Here is an 18,525-nt window from a genome sequence, read left to right on the forward strand (position 1 = left end):
TTGTCGACGGCGTCTTGATCGCGCTATTGAGGGGGGATTTCGCCATGCAACGCCGCGCGTTTTTGAAGCAAGCCGCCTTGGGGGCCGCGGGGTCCGCGACGATCGTCGCGCCGGCCTTCGCACAAGAGGCGCCGACGATCGCGTGGCGGCTGGCATCCAGTTTTCCGAATGAATCGCCTACGCTGTTCGCGGGCGCCGAAGACGTTGCGCGTTATGTGGCCGAGGTCACCGACGGCCGCTTCACCATCGAGATTTTTCCGGCGGGTGACCTCGTCCAGCCCGGCCAGGTGCTTGAAGCCGTGCAGCATCGCGTGGTGGACTGCGGCCATACGGCGTCGACACGTTACTTTGACATCGATCCCGCGTTGAGTTTTGATGCCGGCGTTCCCTTCGGCTTGAACACGCGGCAAATGAATGCGTGGATGAACGAGGGCGAAGGCCTGGCGCTGACGCGGGTGCTGTTCGATAAGTACAACATCATGAACTTCCCCTGTGGCTACACGGGCGCCCAGATGGGCGGCTGGTTTCGCGGCGAGATCAAAACCGTGGACGATCTGCGCGGTCTGAAGGTGAAGGCGGGCGGCTTTGCGCGCCATGTCCTGTCGCGCCTGGGCGCCACGCCGGTGGATGTGCCGGTGGCGGAATTCTATGCCGCGCTGGAACAGGGCACGGTCGACGCGGTGGCGTGGATCGGGCCGTACGACGATGAGAATCTGGCGCTGTATAAAGTAGCGCGCAATTATTATTTTCCGGGCTGGTGGGCCGGTACCTTGCAGCTATCCCTGTATGTGAACCAGAGCGCCTACGACGAGCTTCCCAAGCCGTTCCAGTCGGCGTTGGCCTTGGCGTGCCGCATGGCAACCGCCAACATGATCGCCAAGTACGACGCCGGCAATCCGGACGCGCTGCGCAGGCTGGTGTCCAAGGGGGCGCAACTGAAGGCGTTTCCCAAGCCGGTGCTGCAAGCATGCCATGAGGCGTCGATGGCGGCTTACAAGGACTTGAGCGCCAAGGATCCCATGTTCAAAAAGCTCTACGACAGCATGACCGCCTTCCGCAACAAGGAGGTGCCGTGGTTTCGCGTCGCCGAGGGCAGCTTTGATTCCTTGATCTCCACATTGGGCCAGCCCGGCGCCTGAATGCCGCGGGCGCACTCGATATACTGATAGACCGCGTCCCCTTGGACGACAGGTAAGAACGCCATGCGCACACGCATCAAAATCTGCGGTTTGACCCGCGAACAAGACATCGAGGCTGCTGTTTCAGCCGGCGTCGATGCGATCGGTTTCGTGTTCTACCCCAAGAGCAAACGTTGCCTTACGCCGACGCGCGCCGCGCAGTTGCGTCGCACGGTACCGGCCTTTGTCGACGTTGTGGCCTTGTTCGTGAACCCTGACCCGTCTGAGGTACAAGCAGTGCTGGACGAGGTGGAGCCGGAGTTGCTGCAATTTCACGGCGACGAGTCACCGCAGGATTGCGGCCGCTACAGCCATCGCTTTCTACGCGCCTTCCGCGCGGGCGCGCCAGGCCTGGATACGGCGGAAAGCCTGGCCACGTACTGCCGGGCTTTCGGTGAAGCGGCGGGCTGGCTGTTCGACAGCTACAGCGCCGGTTACGGCGGCAGCGGCCATGGTTTTGACTACACCTTGCTGGACGAGGTGCGCGCGGATCCGGTGTCGCGCCCGTTGATCTTGTCGGGTGGTTTGAACGGCGATAACGTTGGCCAGGCCATCGAGCGCGTCAGGCCTTGGGGGGTCGATGTGAGCAGCGGCGTTGAGCTTGAGCAAGGAATAAAAAGTTCTGATAGAATCTCGGTCTTCGTTGATGCGGCACATGCTGCGGACGCGAAATTGAAGTGAATAGTAGTGCGGTGATGTGGGCAGAAATGCTAGTGAAAGCGCAAGCAAAAGCAAAGCCATTACCACGCAACGAACATAGCAAAAAATCGATTATGACGATTTGCACGGTTCAAAAAAGCACTATATAATTCTTCTTCTTTGCAGGCGGTTAGCTCAGTTGGTTAGAGCGCCACGTTGACATCGTGGAGGTCGTTGGTTCGAACCCAATACCGCCTACCAGAATACTTGCAAGAGGTGCCACGCACCGACATGAAAGCCGCATAAGTCTATGACTTTGCGGCTTTTTTGCATTCTGCCCGCCAACTGTCTCGCCTATTACCGCCAACTGTCGCCGGCTGCACGCCTAGCGGCTGCCATCAGCCGATTCAAGGGGAGTCGGGCGCCTGACTCATATCAGCGCCTGCATCATGCCAACCTCTCTCTGCCCGTTGATTTTGCGCCAAAAAGACAACGGGGAAAATGGCCCTGATGGAATGATTGCCGCCATCTGTGCTGATCGTAGAATCGTGCTTAGTTCCTAAGGATGATTATGACGACACGGCGTCTCCCGGGCCGATATGGGTTGCTGTTGGTCTGTGTGCCAACTGTGGTGCTCACCGTGTTTTGTGGGGTGATCGGCTATTGGCTTGAAGCTTTGCACGCGGACGAGATCGTTGATCACAATAATGACCACCTACTTCGACGTTCGCTCGACATTGCCAATGAGCAAATCGCCACGATTATTGAGCTGAGTGCTCCGGCGGAATCATGTTCGGACGAGGACCTTGCCCGGATGAGGGCGCGCCTCTTTAGGTCTAGGTATGCCGGCGACATCGCTCGGATTTCCGATGGGGCATTGAGATGCTCGGCCGTGTGGGGACGCTGGAAAGAACCGTATGCTCTTCCTCCTGGCGGGAAGCACGTGCGCTACGGCATCACCCTGTGGAGAAATCTGACAAACCCGGTTCAGCCATCGTTCGTTGGCGGGCTAGCGGCAAATGATCGCGTGGCGGTATTTATTATCCCCAATGCACTTGGCGAGGTGGAGGAGCACTCTGGCCGTTTCTGGGGGCGGGTATTTTCAAGAGACGGAAGCACGATCCAAAAATTCGGTTCTCAGCCACATGCGACGAAAGACTCGAGCGTTATGGGGCGCTTAGCGAGCCGGCTTGGGATCATTCGGCATGGGGTCATGTGTTCGTCGGCTGGTGAGCCCGACGTCTGTGTTGAGTCTTTTACCCGAGTGGATGCGCGCGTTTCGATGCTGGTGTCCGCCCTGATCGGGATGGTGCTGGGCGCGGCCAGTGGCATAGCGTTGTTCCTCTGGTGGCGAGGATCAAACGGTTTGCGAGGGAGTATGGCCCAGGCCCTGCGTCAAGAGAAAATACACGTTCACTATCAGCCGCTCTGTTCTCTTGCGACTGGCGAAATGGTTGGCGCTGAAGCGCTAGCCCGCTGGACGCATGACGAAGTGGGGCCTATTCCTCCGGACACGTTCATTCCGTGGGTTGAGTCGATGGGACTGCGTCGACTTTTCACGAGATACATCATCCGCAATGCGATTGACGGCGTGCGGGAACGGTTGGCCGCCTCGCAGCCGTTCTATTTGAGTGTCAATGTCTTTCCCGCGGATTTGGAAGACGACCTGTTCCTTGAATTTCTCGTTGATTGCGTAGCGGAGCGTGGCGTCTCGCCCACGCGGATTGTGCTTGAAGTGACTGAGTCCGCGAGGTTCTCAACCACCTCACCGGCAGATCTGTTCAAGCGCTATCACCAAGCGGGTTTCAGAGTCTTCCTGGACGATTTTGGTGTGGGGTATTCCAATCTGGTGAACGTTTTCCAATGGGACGTCAGCGGGATCAAGCTAGACAGAATCTTTGTCGGGGCGATTGGAGATGTTTCCAGCGCCATTCCGGTATTGGATCAAGTAATCGAAATGGCCAATCAGTTGGACATTCAACTCGTCGTGGAAGGCATAGAAATGCGCAGGCAGGTTGACTACATCGTAGAACGTGCGCCGCACGCCGTAGGACAGGGCTGGTTTTTTGGAAAACCAGTTCCTGCAGGCGAGCTGAGCGAAGGGGTGATCGGCGCCGACCCGCACAGGGATGTGCGCTCGTCGTCCGCTGGTTGACGACGGCCGTTGGCATTCGCAACGGTTTTAGATCCCTGCAAAGCCGCGCCCAGCACGACTCAGAAAGCCGCGTAGGTCTCAGACTTCCGGACTTCGCGGCTTTTTGTTTTCAGCTTCTGCGCTGCATTCCGGCAGTTTCGCGGGTGCCTACGCCTACGATCCGCTTCAATCAAAAACATCAAAAAGCACATCGGCGACCACGGCGGTCGCGACGGCCACGAGGATCAGATCGGATCCGGCGACTCGCCATTCGTAGCCCGGATAGGCGGGTAGACGAGCCAGCATCGGACCTGGCACCATCTTCTTTGCAATGCCTGGAGGCAGAGGTTTGCCGCGCGCCAGGTTCTTGCGGACGCCGGGCGGCAGTGCGCTGTAACCCGACAATCCGTACTCGTCCGCGTAGCCCCTGGCGACCGAGATCGTGATGCCGGCGTGGCGCAGTGTCACGTTAGTGTTATCGGAATCGGAGGCTCCCCCTTTGGACGAGCCTCCCTGATTGCCACTATTACCGTTGCCATTGCCTTTACCGTTGCCCTTGCCGTTGTTCTTATTGCCCTGGCCCTGACTTTGGCCCGCGTTATCGGGTTTCCCTTTCCCTTCGGGCGGAGCGGCAACTGCGCTGCCACCCACGTACAGACAGCAGATCATGGCAGCGGCATATTTCTTGATAGTGGGGGCATCCATGGAATGGCTCCTGATCAGCCAAAAGTGGCAGTGAACCGATTCTAGGGTGGGCCTAGTCTTTTGGAGTAGGGGCGGAATTGATAAAGATGTAAGCGGAGTTGGCCCCGGCGGCGATGCGAATTTATGGGGTGTCTGCTTTTCCTACGTCGCACGGCCCGCTCGTTTGTTTTTCTTCACTCCACGAATATTCAACGCGGCCAGCCCAACTTGAAGCGCAATCAGCGCAAACGCCCCGTCGTGCAAGCCCCATGCAATCCATAAGGCATTGCTTAATAGAAATACCCAAAACCCCCATTGGCGTTTCGCTTTTCCTTGCGAGGCCACCAACCATGCGGCTGCCAGCGAGGTAATCATCGCGGGCCATTGAAGAAAATCCCATAGTGCTTCCATGGTGCGTATTTCGCTCGGGCTCGCAGTTGCTTTCAGCCCAGTTTCTTGACGACACGAGCCAGTTTCGCGATGCCGCCCGTGCCGCTTGCGGCGCGGCCCATCAGCGCGGTGCCAGCGGCCGTCAGCACGGTGCGCTTGAAGAATGTTCGACCCTTCAGGCCCGCCACCATCAGCAAAGCGCCCAAGCCAAATACGATCAGATGTTCGCCAGGAAAGTCGGGGCGCCTGGCGTCTATGTCTTTCAATTCGTGAAATAGCGAGCGATGGCCGCGCTCGACTGGTTCCATTTCCACAACGTCGTCGGATTTCATGGTTGTCCCCCAAGAATAGAAACTGGGTCCCACTCAGCAAGTGACATGCCAGACACGGTTTGTGTCAGTGTCGGCCCAACTCTGATAAGGTCCGGCGTATCTTCCCTACCGGCCACACCATGTATACATCGCTCAAGGCACTCCTGCTGGTCCCTTGCCTGTGCCTGGCGGCTTGCGCCGTCAAGCCACGGCCCGCAACGCAAGCGCAGCCACGCATCGACGAGTTGCCAATGTACGGCGGCATGGACCGATCGGCGGCCGCCGAGCTTCAGGCTAGCGACAAAAAGCTGGTTGCGGATGCGGTCCAGGCGTTTGGCTCCGCTGCCAAGGCGTCGCAGGCCTGGGTGTCGCAGGGGTACCGCTTTTATCAAGCTGACCAGTTGGGCATGGCGATGCGCCGCTTCAATCAGGCCTGGCTGTTGAACCCGGACAACCCCGAGGTCTATACCGGCTTTGCCGCCGTGCTGCACGACCAAGGCAAGTTCTGCCAGGCCATGAGCATGATGGACCAGGCGATCAGCCATGATCCGCCCACATTCCAGGGAATTTACGCGGATGCGGGGCGTATCGCGGCTCGCTGCGCCGCGGAAGACAAGACGCTGCCGCCCGAAGCGCGGGTGGCGGCAACCGCTCGTTCCGACGAGTGGTACCGCAAAGGCGAGGCCGTCGAACCGGATAAGGGATATCTGTATTCGTCCTGGGCCACCGCCTACTACTGGCGCGGGCAATACGATCAGGCCTGGGCGATGGTTGTCCGCGCGCGCGCGGCTGGGGGATCACCAAGCCCGAAATTCATGGAAATGCTACGCGCCCAAATGCCGGAGCCGCGCTCATAGCCCGCCCATCATGCAGGTGAATCCGGCTGCGCTGGCGGCATTTGCGATATTCTGCTGACCATCATGATCAAAGCTCTATGGTTGGCGTTGGGCTGCGTGATGCTGGCACTGGGCGTCATCGGCGCGTTCTTGCCGGTCATGCCGACGACGATTTTCCTGATTTTGGCGGTGGGCTGCTTTTCGCGCTCGTCTCCGCGCCTGGAAAAATGGCTGCTGGATAGTCCGACTTACGGGCCGCCCCTGCGTATCTGGCGCGAACAGAAGGCGGTGTCTCGCAAGGGCAAAACCTACGCTTGCCTGGGCATGGCGCTGGGATACGGCATTTTCTGGTGGAGCGCGCATCCGTCGTGGCCGCTGGCGGTAGGCGTCGGCGTGTTTTTTCTGGCCAGCGCGGCCTATGTGCTCAGCCGCCCGGCACCCAAAACGACGGGTGCCGGTAGCGAGCCGTTGCAACGATAGGGTTCCGCGCCGGATCGACGCGGGGTATTCCGCTTTACCCGTTTAGTGTGAATGCCGGGGATCGCCCCGAGTTTCGATCACTTTCAGATAAAGCGTGGCGGGTTCCAGGCAGCCGCCGGTCGATAATTGGCCCACCAGTTGCCGATAGAGCTCCTGCCAGGGCGTTTGCGACGCCGGTGGCTGGTAGGCCGGTTCCTGCTTGCGCCGTTCCATTTCCGCGTCGTCCACCAATGCCGTTACGCTGCGTTGGTTCAAGTCGACACGGATCTTGTCGCCCGTGCGCAGCAGCGCCAGGCCCCCGCCCGCAGCGGCTTCCGGTGACATGTTCAGGATGGACGGGCTGGCCGATGTGCCGCTTTGCCGGCCGTCTCCCAGGCAAGGCAGCGAGTCGACGCCACGCTTGATCAGGTGCGAGGGCGGGGCCATGTTGACGACCTCCGCGCTGCCCGGATAGCCCACGGTGCCGGCGCCGCGTATCACCAGAATGCAGTGCTCGTCGATGTTCAGCGACGGGTCTTCGATGCGGGCGTGATAGTCCTCGGGGCCTTCGAACACAATGGCGCGTGCCTCGAAGGCGTTCTCCGAACCGGGCTCCGACAGATAGGTGCGGCGGAAGGCTTCGCCCACGACCGACATCTTGATGATGGCGCTGTCGAAGAAGTTGCCCGACAGCACGATGAAACCGGCGCGGTGCTTGAGCGGCGCCTCGCAACTGCGAATGACGTCGGCGTCGCGGGTCTTGGAGGCCGCGGCGATATCGCCGATGGTTTTGCCGGACACGGTGGCGCAGTCGGCGTGCAGACGGCCCGCGGCCAGCAATTCGTGCATGACGGCGGGCACGCCGCCCGCCCGGTGGAAGCCTTCGCCCAGGTGTTCGCCGGCGGGCACGCAATTGACCAGCAGCGGTACGTCTTCGCCCAAGCGCTGCCAATCGTCCAGACTGAGGTCGATGCCGGCGTGGCGGGCCATGGCGATCAAATGCGGCGGACAGTTGCTGGACGCGCCCAGTGCCGACGCCACGACAATGGCGTTTTCGAAGGCCTGGCGGGTCAGGATGTGCGACGGCCGCAGGTCTTCGCGAACCATGTCGCAAATGCGCATGCCGGTGGCGTAAGCCATCTGCGCGCGTTCGCGGTAAGGCGCGGGGATGCTGGCGCAGGTGGGCAGCGACATGCCCAGGGCTTCCGCCAGCGAATTCATGGACAGCGCCGTGCCCATGGTGTTGCAGTGCCCGACCGATGGCGACGATGCCGTGGCCAGCGTCATGAAGCCTTCGTAGTCCAGCTTGCCCGCCGCCATCAGGTTGCGGGCATGCCAGATGACGGTGCCCGAACCTACCCGCTGGCCGTCGTGCCAGCCGTCCAGCATTGGCCCGCCCGACAGCACGATGGCGGGCAGGTCAACCGTGGCGGCAGCCATCAGGCAAGCCGGGGTGGTTTTGTCGCAACCGGTGGTCAGCACTACGCCGTCCAGCGGATAGCCGTGCAAGATTTCAACCAGGCCCAGATAGGCCAGGTTGCGATCCAGCGCCGCCGTGGGCCGCCGGCCTTGTTCGGCCAGCGGATGTACCGGGAACTCCATCGGGATGCCGCCCGCGTCCCGGATACCCGCCTTGATGCGCTCGGCCAGCGCCAGGTGATGCCGGTTGCAGGGCGCCAGGTCGCTGCCGGTCTGGGCAATGCCGATGATCGGCCGCCCGGACTGCAGCTCTTGCCGCGTCAGGCCGTAGTTAAGATAGCGCTCGACGTAAATCGCCGTCATATCGGCGTGCGAGGGGTCGTCGAACCATTTCTGGCTGCGCAACTTGCGGGGTATCTGAGACATGGGTGACTCGCTTGCTTCGCGTGGGCGTCAGTGATGAGACGTCAGTAATCGGGCCTCAATATCAGGCCCGAACATAAGACTTTGATCCATCAGGCCTTAATTACGCGCCTTCTGGATTTCGTCGTTCATTTGCTTGATGAGGTCGGGCCCCAGCTCCTGGGTGTACTTGTCAACCACCGGCTGAACCTTTTCGCGCATGCGGGCCACTTCCTCGGGGCTGACCGTGTTGATCTTCATGCCGGCCTTTTCAAGCGTCGCCATGGCCTTGGTCGAATCCGCGCGGCTGTCCTTGCGTTCGAAATCACGCGAGGCCGCGGCTGCCTGCCGGATCAGCTTCTGTTCGTCAGGCGACAAGGTGTCCCACCATTTCTTCGAGGCCAGCACCACCCACGGCGTGTAGACGTGGCGGGTGATGGTCAGGAAGGGCTGCACTTCGTAGAACTTGCTGCTTTGGATGGTGGTGATGGGGTTTTCCTGCCCGTCGACCGTGCGCGTTTCCAAGGCGGTGAACAGTTCCGAGAAAGGCATGGGCACGGCGTTCGCGCCCAGCGTGTTGAAGACGCCCAACGCGATCTGGTTCTGCATGACCCGCAGTTTGATGCCTTGCATGTCTTCCGCGCGCACGATCGGATGCTTGGAATTGGTCATGTTGCGAAAGCCGTTTTCCCAATAGACCAAGCCAACCAGGCCCTTGGCTTCCAGCTTCTTCAACAGGTCCTGGCCCACCTTGCCATCCAGCACGGCATCGGCTTCCTTTTCACTGTTGAACAGGAAGGGCAGGTCGAACACGCCAAATTCCTTGACCATGCCCGCCAGCGGCGCGGTGGAACCCACCATCATTTCCTGTGCGCCGCCGGCCAGGGCGCCCTGCATTTGTTCGTCGGAACCCAGCGTGGCGGAACCGAAGGTCCTCATCTTCAGCTTGCCGTCGCTGACTTTTTCAAGCTCTTGCGCCAGGAAGCGCGCGGCGCGGCCCTGGACACTTTCTTCGTTCAGGCCGTAGCCGAAGCGGATCAGGCGCGGCTTGACGTCGGCCGCCGCGGCCACGCCGGCCACAGCGCAGGACAGCGCGGTAGCCAGCACAAGTAGACGGGTCTTGAATCGAATGGTCATGGTGCTCCTCCTTGGGGTTTTCTCTATGCCGCTAGTGCATCCAGCGTGCGGGTACGGTGATCAGTTCGGGGAAGATCACCAACAGAATCAGCAAGATCGCGTAGGCCACGACGTAGCGCCACACCCCCTTGCAGATAGTTTCCATATTGATGCGGGCCACGCCGCACACCACGTTCAGCACTGTGCCCACGGGTGGGGTCAAAAGGCCCACGCAGCCCACCATGACGAACATGACGCCGAAGTAGACGGGGTCGATGCCAGCCTTGGTGACCACCGGCATCAGCACCGGCGCCAGAATCAGGATGGTGGGCGTGAGGTCCATGACCGTGCCGATCAGGATCAACAGAAGCATCAGCGCGAACATCAGCAGCTTGGGCTGGTCCATGATGGGCGCAAGCAGCGCGATCAGATCTTGCGGCATGTCGGCCAGCGTGATCATGTAGGACGACACCATCGCGGCGGCCACCAGGAACATCACCACGGACGTGGTGCGCGCGGCGTTCACGAACAGCGGCACCAGGTCCCGCAGGCCGATCTCGCGGTAGACGAACAGGCTGACGATCAGCGCATAGACGGCGGCCACCACGGCCGCTTCGGTCGGTGTGAAGATGCCGCCACGCAGCCCGCCGATGATGATCACGGGCAACATCAGCGCCCACAGCGATTCGCGCAGCGCTTTCCAGCGCATGCTCCAGGGTTCGCGCGGCGAAGGCGTGATGCTGCCGTGCTTGCGCGCCACCCAGGTCCAAACTGCCACCAAGGTCATGCCCATCATCAGCCCCGGCGCGATGCCCGCAAAGAACAGCTTGGTGATCGACACATTCGTGGCCACGCCAAAAATAATGAACGAGATGGACGGCGGAATGATGGGGGCGACAATGCCGCCCGCGGCGATCAAGCCCGAGGCCTGTCCGGCGTCGTAACCTTTTTCGCGCAGCATGGGGATCAACAATGACCCGAGCGCGGCGGCATCGGCCACCGCCGAGCCGGAAAGGGCGGCCAGCAGCACGCTGGCGAAAATGGCCACATAGCCCAATCCGCCTTGGACGTGCCCGACGAACATGCTGGCCAGGCGCACGATTCGACGTGAAATGCCGCCAGCGTTCATGAGCTCGCCCGCCAGCATGAACAGCGGCACCGCCATCAGCGTGAAGCTGTTGGCGCCCGTCAGCATGTTCTGCGCCAGGATCTGGGTGTCGAAGAAATTCAGTTGGAACATCATGGCCAAGGCGCTGAGTAGCAGCGCGAAGGCAATCGGCATGCCCAGGGCAATCAGCCCAAGCAGCACAAGCAGGAAGACGGTCAGGATCATTGCGGGTTTCCGGGCGAGGCAGGGAGGCGGGTGCGGGGGAAGGCCGGGATCAGATGGCGGGGTCTTCCGGACTGGATTCCGCCGGCAAGGGGCCACCGGCCAGCACGCGGATGATGTCGACCAGGGTCAGGATGCCCATGGCGACCGATGCATACAGCGCCGCGGTGTTGAATACCGCCAGGCGCATTCCCGTGACAGGCAGCACGGTGCCCATGCCGATGACGGTCTGCACCCAACTGCCTTGCGCCATCAGCCAAAGCACCCACAGCACCAGCAATTGGCAGAACACGTGCGACACGCGTCGGGCGGTGGGACCGAATCGATCAACGAGCATGGTGACGCCGATGTGCTGGTGATCGCGTAGCGCAATGACCGCGCCCAGGAAGATCAGCCAGACGAAAGCCAGGCGGGACACCTCGTCCGACGCATTGATGCCGGAATTGAACAGGTAGCGCAGCGCTACGTTGCCGAACAGCAGCACGACCATGACGACCAGACAGGCCACCATCAGCCAGGTCTGCAACTTGAAACACCAGTCAGCGGCGCGGGCCAACGGTGAACCGCCGGGCCGCCCGGAATGGGAAGCTTGCATGTTTGTCTCCTGCCCCGTTTTTCGGGGCTTTTTTCGCTTATGCTTTTGCGGATGTTAGCGCTAACATTTCGACTTTGGCAAGCCCCTGTTTTTGCGTCAGACTACGCGCTGCCCATCCGACCACGAGGCCCAATGTCCGTCCGTAAACCCCGCAGCTCGCACGCTGGCCGCATCACCATGCAAGAGGTTGCACGCCGCGCGGGCGTCAGCGCCATCACGGTGTCGCGCGCGTTGCGCACGCCCGACAAGGTGGCCGAGGCGCTGCGCCTGCGTATCGTCCGGGTTTGCCAGGAATTGGGCTACGTGCCCAACCACGCCGCCAGTGCCTTGGCGTCGGCGCGGTCGCAAACCGTGGTGGTGTTGATTCCGTCGTTGAGCAACGTGGTGTTCGTGGACATCATTTCCGGCATCAAGGAAGTGCTGGATCAGCAGGGCTATCACATGCTGATCGGGGTGACGGGGTATTCGCCGGATGCGGAAGAAGCCTTGCTGCGCAAGTATCTGCAGCATTCGCCGGACGGCGTGATCTTGACCGGTATCGACCACAATCCCGGCACATGGGCATTGCTGCGCACGCAACGGATCGCCACGGTGCACACCATAGAAACACTGGCCGATGGCGAAGACATGAGCGTGGGTTTTTCGCAGTTCGATTCGGGCTATGCCGCTTGCCGCCACCTGGTGGAGCGCGGCCGTCGCCGCATCGGCATCATCGGCGCTCAGCTGGACCCGCGCTCGTTGCGCCGCTGCGAAGGCGCGCGGCAGGCGCTGCGCGATGCGGGCTGCTACGACGCCACGCTGGAAATCATGACGCCGGAGAAATCGTCCATCAGCCTGGGGGCGTCCTTGCTGGACACCTTGCGCACCCAGCATCCGGATTGCGATGCCGTTTTCTTCTGCAACGATGACCTGGCGCAGGGCGCGGTGTTTCAGTGCGGCAGGCTGGGCGTGCGCGTGCCGGAGCAGATGGCCATCATCGGCTTTCATGATCTGGCCGGCACCGCCTGGACCACGCCACCCTTGTCGACCATCGCCACGCCGCGCTACCAGATCGGCTTGTCGGCGGCCGACCTGCTGATGCGCCACCTGGCGGGTGAGACCGTCGCCCAGCGGCATGTGGACTTGGGCTTTACGCTGGTGCAGCGCGAAACCAGTTGAAGGGCGGCGTCAGGCCGCGCGGCGCAACGCCAGGAACACGCCCGAGGCCATGATCAACCCCATGCCCGCCAATGCCATGGCGTCTGGCGGCCGCTGAAACCAGAACGTGCTGAACAAGACCGCCAGCAGCAGTTGGAAGTAATTCAAGGGGGCCAGCGTGGCGGCCGATACGCGTTGGAACGCGGCAATCAGCAGCACCTGCGCCAGGCCGCTGCATACGCCAAGCGCGATGATGAGCGTGGCGTCGGCGGGGCCGGGCCAGGGGTCCGGCAGAAAGAAGGGGGCGGGCAAGGCCGTGACGATCAGGCAGATGATCGCGGTATAGGCGTATTGCACGGGCCCGGGCACCTTGCCCGACAGCTTGCGCGTCAGCACCTGGAAAATCGCGTAGCACACGGCCGACACCGCCATCAGCAGCGTGCCCAGCAGCGGCAAGTCGGCACCCGGGCGCACAATCAAGAGCATGCCGGCAAAACCCACGGCCACCGCGATCCATTGCACGGGGCGCACCCGTTCTCGTAGCAGCCAGGGCGACAGCGCCACCATGATGAGCGGCGAGGTGAAATAGATGGCGGTGGCTTCCGACAGCGGCATCCAGATCAGCGCGGTCATGAAGCACGTGGCCACTGTGGCCAGCGTTAGCCCGCGCAACACCAGCAGCGGTTTCTCGGGCGTATCACGCAGTCGCAGGCCGGGGGCGTGGCGCCATAGCATGTACAACGCCAGAACGATCACCGCCAAATACCGCATCACGTTCAGGAAGGGCGCGGGGTAGCGTTCCAGCATGTGCTTGGAGCCGGCGTCGAAGGTGGCGAACGCGACCAGCGCCGCAAAGAACAGCAGGATGCCCGCGTTGCGCGACGCGGCGGGGGCGGGCAGGACGGCGTCGGGAACGGAGGCCATGGATGATGCGCGCGCGTCAGGCGCTGGCTTGCCCCATGCCTTGCAGGAAGGCGTCTAGCGCGGGGCCGATGGCCTGGACCATGTACCCGCCTTCCTGCACCACGACGGTAGGCACGCGCAGGCTGGCCACGCGCGCGCCGATGTCGCGGTAGGCGTCGATGTCCAGCTTGAGCACGCTGATGGGGTCGTCCTTGTAGGAGTCGAAACCCAATGCCAGCACCAGCGCTTGCGGCCCGTAGCCGGCCAGCGCCGACAATGCCGTGTCCAGCGCGGCCAGGAAGGGATCGTTGCCCGAGCCGTGCGCAAGCGGCAGGTTCAGGTTGTAGCCTTCACCGGCGCCGTGGCCGCGTTCGTCGGTATAACCGGTATAGAACGGGTAGTAGGCGCTGGGGTCGGCGTGCAGCGACACGGTCATGACGTCGGCGCGCTGGTAGAAAATGTTCTGGGTGCCATCGCCGTGGTGCGCGTCCACATCCAGCACCGCCACCTTGGACCACGTTTGCAGCAAGCGGCTGGCCGCCGCCGCGCTGCTGTTCAGGTAGCAAAAGCCGCCGGCGCGGTCACGATGCGCGTGATGGCCGGATGGCCGGCACAGCGCGTAGGCCATGCCCGCCGTGCTGGCGACATGGTCCGCCGCCGCCACCGCGCTATGGGTTGACCGCAGCGCCGAGCGCCAGGTGTGTGGGCCGATCGGGCAAGACAGATCGCTTAAGTAGTAGCCCGTTTGCGCCACGATGGACGGCGAAGGGCAGGGCCCGCGCCCGGCCTGTTCGACACGCCCGTTGTAGTAGGGCGACAGGTTGGGCAGGACTTCCGGCCCGGGGTCCACGCCCGGCGCTTTCAGCGACTGCCAGCGTGTGTAGGCGGTTTCCAGGTAGTTCAGGTATGCGGCGCTATGAATGCTCTCGAGCGGCTTGCGGCCGTAGTCGGAAGGGGCTTCCACGGCGATGCCGCGTGCCGCCAGCGCGCCTTGCAGGCTTTCTGCCCGGGACGGCAGATCGGTGGGGGCACTGAGCCGGCCCAGCCGCATGAACTGCTGCGGGGTGTGCAGCAATTGTTCTTCCGAGAAAAACGCCTTCATGATGATCCTCGCTGATGCGTCAGGCCTGCTTGATTTCGATTTCGACAAAAACGAATTCGGTATCGCCGGGATTGATGACGTTGTGCTCAACGCCAACCGGTCGATAGTAGGCGATGCCCGTCGTGAGCTGGCTGGTGACCTGGCCGGTGGGCGTGTCCAACAGCAAGGGGCCGGTGGTTTGCGGGACCACCACGTAGTTCATGCCATGGCGATGCCAGCCCGTTTCGCCACCGGGCGGAAAGCGCCATTCGGTGACGGTGACCAATTCGTTATCGATCTGCACGGTGGGAACGGCGGCGGGACGTTGCACGAGGATGCTCCTGGGGTTGGCTTGGGATTGTCTTGGGGCTTAAGGATGATCAGGCCATTGTCGCCTGAGTGGGGTCCCAGTGCTGGCCGGGCACGGCGGCGATCAACTGCCGCGTGTATTCATGCTCGGGCCTGTCAAAGATCTGTGACGGCGAGCCATACTCGACGACCTTGCCGCGATGCATCACCAGCACCGAATTGCAGATCTGAGCGGCAACTCGCAGGTCGTGGGTGATGAACACCAGCGCAATCTGCAAACGCTGTTGCAGGTCATGCAGCAGTTGCAGCACCTGCGCCTGCACCGATACGTCCAGCGCTGACACCGATTCATCGGCCACCAGCACCTTGGGCTCCAGGGCCAGCGCGCGCGCGATGCCGATGCGCTGACGCTGCCCACCCGAAAACTGATTTGGGTAGCGATCAAAGGCGGACGGGTCCATGCCCACCAACGACAGCAGTTCGCGCACGCGGGCCTCGGCCTTCGCGCGCGGCACGCCATTGGCCACGGGGCCGTCGCTGATGATGCGGCCTACGGTGTGGCGCGGGTTGAGCGAGGCGAACGGATCCTGGAAGATCATCTGGATATCGTGGCGCAGCGGGCGAAAGCGCGACTCCGACATCTTGGCGATGTCCTGGCCGTTGAAGATCAATTGGCCGCCATTGATGCCCACCAATTTCAGCAGGCATTTTCCGATGGTCGATTTTCCCGATCCCGATTCCCCCACGATGCCCAGCGTCTCGCCCCGTCGCACGGTGAAACTGACGCCGTCCACGGCACGCACTTCACGCTTGCCGCCCAGCCAGCCGTGGCCAATCACGTAGGTCTTCTTCAGGTCTTTTACTTCCAGCACCGGCGTGTCGTCGGCCGTTGCCACGCGTTCTTCGCCACGGCGGTGCGGCACGGCCGCGATCAGGCGCTGGGTGTAGGGGTGGCGCGGACGGTTCAAGACCTCGTCGGCCGGGCCTTGCTCCACCAAGATTCCTTTTTCCATGACGGCGACGCGGTGGGCAATTTCGGCCACCACGCCGAAGTCGTGCGTGACGAACATCACGCCCATGCCCTTTTCTTTCTGGATGCGGGCAATCAGCGCCAATATCTGCGCCTGCGTGGTGACGTCCAGCGCCGTGGTGGGTTCATCGGCGATCAGCAACGCGGGCTCCAACGCCAGCGCCATGGCGATCATCACGCGCTGGCGTTGGCCGCCCGACAAGCGGAATGGGTAGACGTGGTAAAGCGTGGCTGGGTCCGGCAGGCCCACGAAGTCCAGCAGTTCCAGCGTGCGCCGCATGCGCTCGGCGCCGGGATAGGCGTTGTGGACGCGCATGACTTCACTGATCTGTTCGCCCACTGTCATCAGCGGGTTCAGGGCCGACAACGGCTCCTGGAAGATCATCGCCATGTCCTTGCCGCGCATGGCTTGCAGCGTGGCTTCGTCTTGCCGCAGCAGGTCTTGGCCACGGAACAAAATGCGGCCCTGCTGCGGCGTCAGATAGTCGGGCAATAAACCCATGATGGCGTTGGCGCTCATGGACTTGCCCGAACCGGACTCGCCCACGATGCAGAGGATTTCGCCGGCGCGGATATCGTAGGAAACGTCCTGCACGGCAAAGGGCCGGTCGCCGCCCCGAGGCAGCGCAATACTTAGATTCTGGACAGACAACAGCGGCGTGGATTCGGTCATGTCGGCCTCCTATTCGCCGCGCTTGCGCAGTTGGGGGTTGAGGGCGTCGTTCAAGCCTTCGCCGATCAGGTTGATGGCCAGCACCGTCAGCAAGATGGCCACGCCGGGCCAGACGCTCATCCACCAGGCTTCGCGGATCATCGTACGCGCCGCGCCGATCATGAAACCCCAACTCATCAGGTTGCGGTCGCCCAGGCCCAGGAAGGACAGGGACGATTCCGTCAGGATGGCGGTCGCCACCATGAACGAGGCCGACACGATGATGGGCGACATGGCGTTGGGCAGGATCTGGGTGCTGACGATGCGCGCGGGGGTCTGGCCGATGACGATCGCGGCCTGGACGAATTCCCGCTGCTTGAGCGTCATGAATTCCGAACGCACCAGCCGCGCGGCCGGTGGCCAGGACACCACCGCGATGGCCCCCATGATGGAATACACCGACGGGCTCAGGATGGCCACCAGCACCACCGCCATGGCCAATTGCGGAATGGTCTGGAAGAACTCGGTGAAGCGCATCAGCGCGTCGTCCACCCGGCCGCCGCAGTAGCCGGCCACCGAGCCGATCAGTATCCCGAACAGCAAGGCCACCGCGGTCGACAGCAGTCCCACCATCAACGACACCCGCGCGCCCCATACCAGGCCTGCCGTGATGTCGCGCCCCAGCATGTCGGTGCCAAAGGGGTAGGCGGCATCCGTGAATGGCGGAATCAAGGGGTCGGCCACCATCATCCAGGGCGACTCCTGATACAGCAGCGGGGCGGCCAGCGCCACGATCACCACAACCAGCATGATGGCAAGGCCTGCCACCGCGCCGTAGTTGCGCATATAACGTTGGGCAAAAGACTTCATGCGGCGGCTCCTTGCTGCGCACCGGCGCCAATGCGCGGATCGATCAGGCGGTACAGCACGTCGGTCAGCAAGTTGAACACCACCACCATGATGGAAGTGACGAGGAAGATGCCCAGCAGCAATTGGTAGTCGCGTTGCAGCAGGGCGTCGAACATCAGGCGGCCGATGCCCGGCCAGGCAAACACGGTTTCGGTCAGCACCGCGCCGCCGGCCATCTGGCCTAGCTGGATGCCGGCGAAGGTGATGACGGGCAGCAGCGCGTTGCGCAACACGTGGGCGCGGATCACGCGGCTGGGGCTAACCCCCTTGGCGCGCGCCGTTTTCACGAAGTCCATGCCGATCACTTCCAGCATCGACGCCCGCGTCAGGCGCACGTAAACGGCCATGAAGAAGCAGCCGAGGGTCACCGTGGGAAGAATCAGGTGCTGCGCGATATCCACCGCGCGGGCCCAGCCGGTCAAGCCGGCGCCTACCGTTTCCATGCCGAAGGCGGGCAGCCAGCCCAGCACCACCGAGAACAGCAGGATGCCCATCAGCGACAGCCAGAACAAGGGCGTGGCGTACAGCAGCAGCGCGCCCGTCATGACCGAGCTGTCGATCCAGCGGCGCTTGTTGCGGTAGCGCGCCTTGGCGGCGACTACACCCAGGAAGACGCCCAGCACGATGGAAAACACAAAGGCGCAGGACATCAGCAGGAACGTCGCGGGCAGGCGCTCCACAATCAGGTCCAGCACCGGCACGTGGTTGCGATACGAAAAGCCCAGGTCCAGTTGCACCACGCCCTTCAGGTACAGCATCAGCTGCGTCATGATGGGCTTGTCCAGCCCGAAGGCCACGCGCAACTGGTCGACGTAGGCGGCATCGCCCGCGCCGGCCTGGCCCGCCAGCACGGCGGCGGGGTCACCGGGCGCCAGGCGGATCAGGAAGAAATTGATGATCACCACGCCCAGCACGACCACCAGGGCCTTGCCGATGCGGGACAACAGAAAAGACAGGAATTTCATGCTTGAAGTCCTTCTCAGGCTGGCGTGGGCAGCCAAGGGCCTGCCC

19 protein-coding genes and 1 tRNA gene are annotated in these 18,525 nt (G+C 62.4%); 7 read left to right on the forward strand and 13 right to left on the reverse strand.

Features of this window, described 5'->3' with window-relative positions:
* The first annotated feature begins 44 nt into the window (after positions 1 to 44).
* From P8T11_RS00675 to P8T11_RS00690, 4 genes are all read left to right on the forward strand, one after another.
* Positions 45 to 1,139 (forward strand): TRAP transporter substrate-binding protein, encoded by a 1,095-nt coding sequence (locus P8T11_RS00675; RefSeq protein WP_268078790.1) that lies wholly within the window; start codon positions 45 to 47, stop codon positions 1,137 to 1,139.
* A gap of 63 nt (positions 1,140 to 1,202) precedes the next feature.
* Positions 1,203 to 1,859: a phosphoribosylanthranilate isomerase gene (locus P8T11_RS00680; protein WP_268078789.1), complete on the forward strand. Its 657-nt coding sequence runs from the start codon at positions 1,203 to 1,205 to the stop codon at positions 1,857 to 1,859.
* Positions 1,860 to 2,001: 142 nt separating this feature from the next.
* Positions 2,002 to 2,078 (forward strand) — tRNA-Val (locus P8T11_RS00685).
* Between the two features lie 367 nt (positions 2,079 to 2,445).
* Complete coding sequence (locus P8T11_RS00690; RefSeq protein WP_278072160.1) at positions 2,446 to 3,972, forward strand: EAL domain-containing protein; 1,527 nt, start codon at positions 2,446 to 2,448, stop codon at positions 3,970 to 3,972.
* Positions 3,973 to 4,137: 165 nt separating this feature from the next.
* Here P8T11_RS00690 and P8T11_RS00695 read toward each other — a convergent pair whose 3' ends face one another.
* The 3 genes from P8T11_RS00695 to P8T11_RS00705 form a co-directional block, all read right to left on the reverse strand.
* The gene (locus P8T11_RS00695; RefSeq protein WP_268078787.1) at positions 4,138 to 4,656 is read right to left on the reverse strand and encodes an anti-virulence regulator CigR family protein; all 519 of its coding nucleotides are present in this window, start codon (positions 4,654 to 4,656) and stop codon (positions 4,138 to 4,140) included.
* A gap of 141 nt (positions 4,657 to 4,797) precedes the next feature.
* Positions 4,798 to 5,046, reverse strand: a complete 249-nt coding sequence (locus P8T11_RS00700; RefSeq protein ID WP_268078786.1) for a hypothetical protein — start codon at positions 5,044 to 5,046, stop codon at positions 4,798 to 4,800.
* A 32-nt stretch (positions 5,047 to 5,078) separates the two neighbouring features.
* Positions 5,079 to 5,357, reverse strand: coding sequence for a hypothetical protein (locus tag P8T11_RS00705; RefSeq protein WP_268078785.1), 279 nt, complete (start codon positions 5,355 to 5,357; stop codon positions 5,079 to 5,081).
* 119 nt (positions 5,358 to 5,476) lie between these two features.
* On the opposite strand from P8T11_RS00705, the gene P8T11_RS00710 reads away from it, so the two are divergent.
* Together P8T11_RS00710 and P8T11_RS00715 are read left to right on the forward strand one after the other, a co-directional pair.
* A complete protein-coding gene (locus tag P8T11_RS00710) occupies positions 5,477 to 6,193 on the forward strand; it encodes a tetratricopeptide repeat protein (RefSeq protein ID WP_268078784.1) in 717 nt (238 codons plus the stop codon).
* 63 nt (positions 6,194 to 6,256) lie between these two features.
* Positions 6,257 to 6,652 carry a YbaN family protein gene (locus P8T11_RS00715; protein ID WP_268078783.1) on the forward strand — a complete coding sequence of 132 codons (396 nt, stop codon included), beginning with the start codon at positions 6,257 to 6,259 and terminating at the stop codon, positions 6,650 to 6,652.
* 42 nt (positions 6,653 to 6,694) lie between these two features.
* Here the strand turns inward: P8T11_RS00715 and P8T11_RS00720 are convergent, their stop codons facing one another.
* The 4 genes from P8T11_RS00720 to P8T11_RS00735 all read right to left on the reverse strand — a co-directional run bounded on the left by P8T11_RS00720 (position 6,695) and on the right by P8T11_RS00735 (position 11,493).
* Positions 6,695 to 8,476 (reverse strand): IlvD/Edd family dehydratase, encoded by a 1,782-nt coding sequence (locus P8T11_RS00720; RefSeq protein WP_268078782.1) that lies wholly within the window; start codon positions 8,474 to 8,476, stop codon positions 6,695 to 6,697.
* 96 nt (positions 8,477 to 8,572) lie between these two features.
* Positions 8,573 to 9,589, reverse strand: coding sequence for a TRAP transporter substrate-binding protein (locus P8T11_RS00725; protein ID WP_050448615.1), 1,017 nt, complete (start codon positions 9,587 to 9,589; stop codon positions 8,573 to 8,575).
* Between the two features lie 31 nt (positions 9,590 to 9,620).
* Positions 9,621 to 10,901, reverse strand: coding sequence for a TRAP transporter large permease (locus tag P8T11_RS00730; RefSeq protein ID WP_268078781.1), 1,281 nt, complete (start codon positions 10,899 to 10,901; stop codon positions 9,621 to 9,623).
* A gap of 49 nt (positions 10,902 to 10,950) precedes the next feature.
* On the reverse strand, positions 10,951 to 11,493 hold the full coding sequence (locus P8T11_RS00735; protein ID WP_268078780.1) for a TRAP transporter small permease: 543 nt from the start codon (positions 11,491 to 11,493) through the stop codon (positions 10,951 to 10,953).
* 132 nt (positions 11,494 to 11,625) lie between these two features.
* Between P8T11_RS00735 and P8T11_RS00740 the strand changes: the two genes are divergently transcribed.
* The gene (locus tag P8T11_RS00740) at positions 11,626 to 12,651 is read left to right on the forward strand and encodes a LacI family DNA-binding transcriptional regulator (protein WP_268078779.1); all 1,026 of its coding nucleotides are present in this window, start codon (positions 11,626 to 11,628) and stop codon (positions 12,649 to 12,651) included.
* A gap of 9 nt (positions 12,652 to 12,660) precedes the next feature.
* Here P8T11_RS00740 and P8T11_RS00745 read toward each other — a convergent pair whose 3' ends face one another.
* Genes P8T11_RS00745 through P8T11_RS00770 form a run of 6 tightly spaced genes read right to left on the reverse strand, consistent with a single transcriptional unit; the run spans position 12,661 to position 18,479 of the window.
* The gene (locus P8T11_RS00745) at positions 12,661 to 13,554 is read right to left on the reverse strand and encodes a DMT family transporter (protein ID WP_268078778.1); all 894 of its coding nucleotides are present in this window, start codon (positions 13,552 to 13,554) and stop codon (positions 12,661 to 12,663) included.
* Positions 13,555 to 13,570: 16 nt separating this feature from the next.
* Positions 13,571 to 14,635 (reverse strand): histone deacetylase family protein, encoded by a 1,065-nt coding sequence (locus P8T11_RS00750; RefSeq protein WP_268078777.1) that lies wholly within the window; start codon positions 14,633 to 14,635, stop codon positions 13,571 to 13,573.
* Positions 14,636 to 14,654: 19 nt separating this feature from the next.
* Positions 14,655 to 14,945, reverse strand: a complete 291-nt coding sequence (locus P8T11_RS00755) for a cupin domain-containing protein (RefSeq protein ID WP_050448609.1) — start codon at positions 14,943 to 14,945, stop codon at positions 14,655 to 14,657.
* A 49-nt stretch (positions 14,946 to 14,994) separates the two neighbouring features.
* On the reverse strand, positions 14,995 to 16,626 hold the full coding sequence (locus P8T11_RS00760) for an ABC transporter ATP-binding protein (protein ID WP_268078776.1): 1,632 nt from the start codon (positions 16,624 to 16,626) through the stop codon (positions 14,995 to 14,997).
* Positions 16,627 to 16,635: 9 nt separating this feature from the next.
* Positions 16,636 to 17,475, reverse strand: coding sequence for an ABC transporter permease (locus P8T11_RS00765; RefSeq protein WP_050448607.1), 840 nt, complete (start codon positions 17,473 to 17,475; stop codon positions 16,636 to 16,638).
* On the reverse strand, positions 17,472 to 18,479 hold the full coding sequence (locus P8T11_RS00770; RefSeq protein WP_050448606.1) for an ABC transporter permease: 1,008 nt from the start codon (positions 18,477 to 18,479) through the stop codon (positions 17,472 to 17,474). Before P8T11_RS00770 ends, P8T11_RS00765 begins: the two co-directional genes overlap by 4 nt.
* Between the last annotated feature and the right edge of the window lie 46 nt (positions 18,480 to 18,525).

Origin of the sequence: Achromobacter spanius (assembly GCF_029637605.1) — a bacterium.
Taxonomy (GTDB): domain Bacteria; phylum Pseudomonadota; class Gammaproteobacteria; order Burkholderiales; family Burkholderiaceae_B; genus Achromobacter; species Achromobacter spanius_E.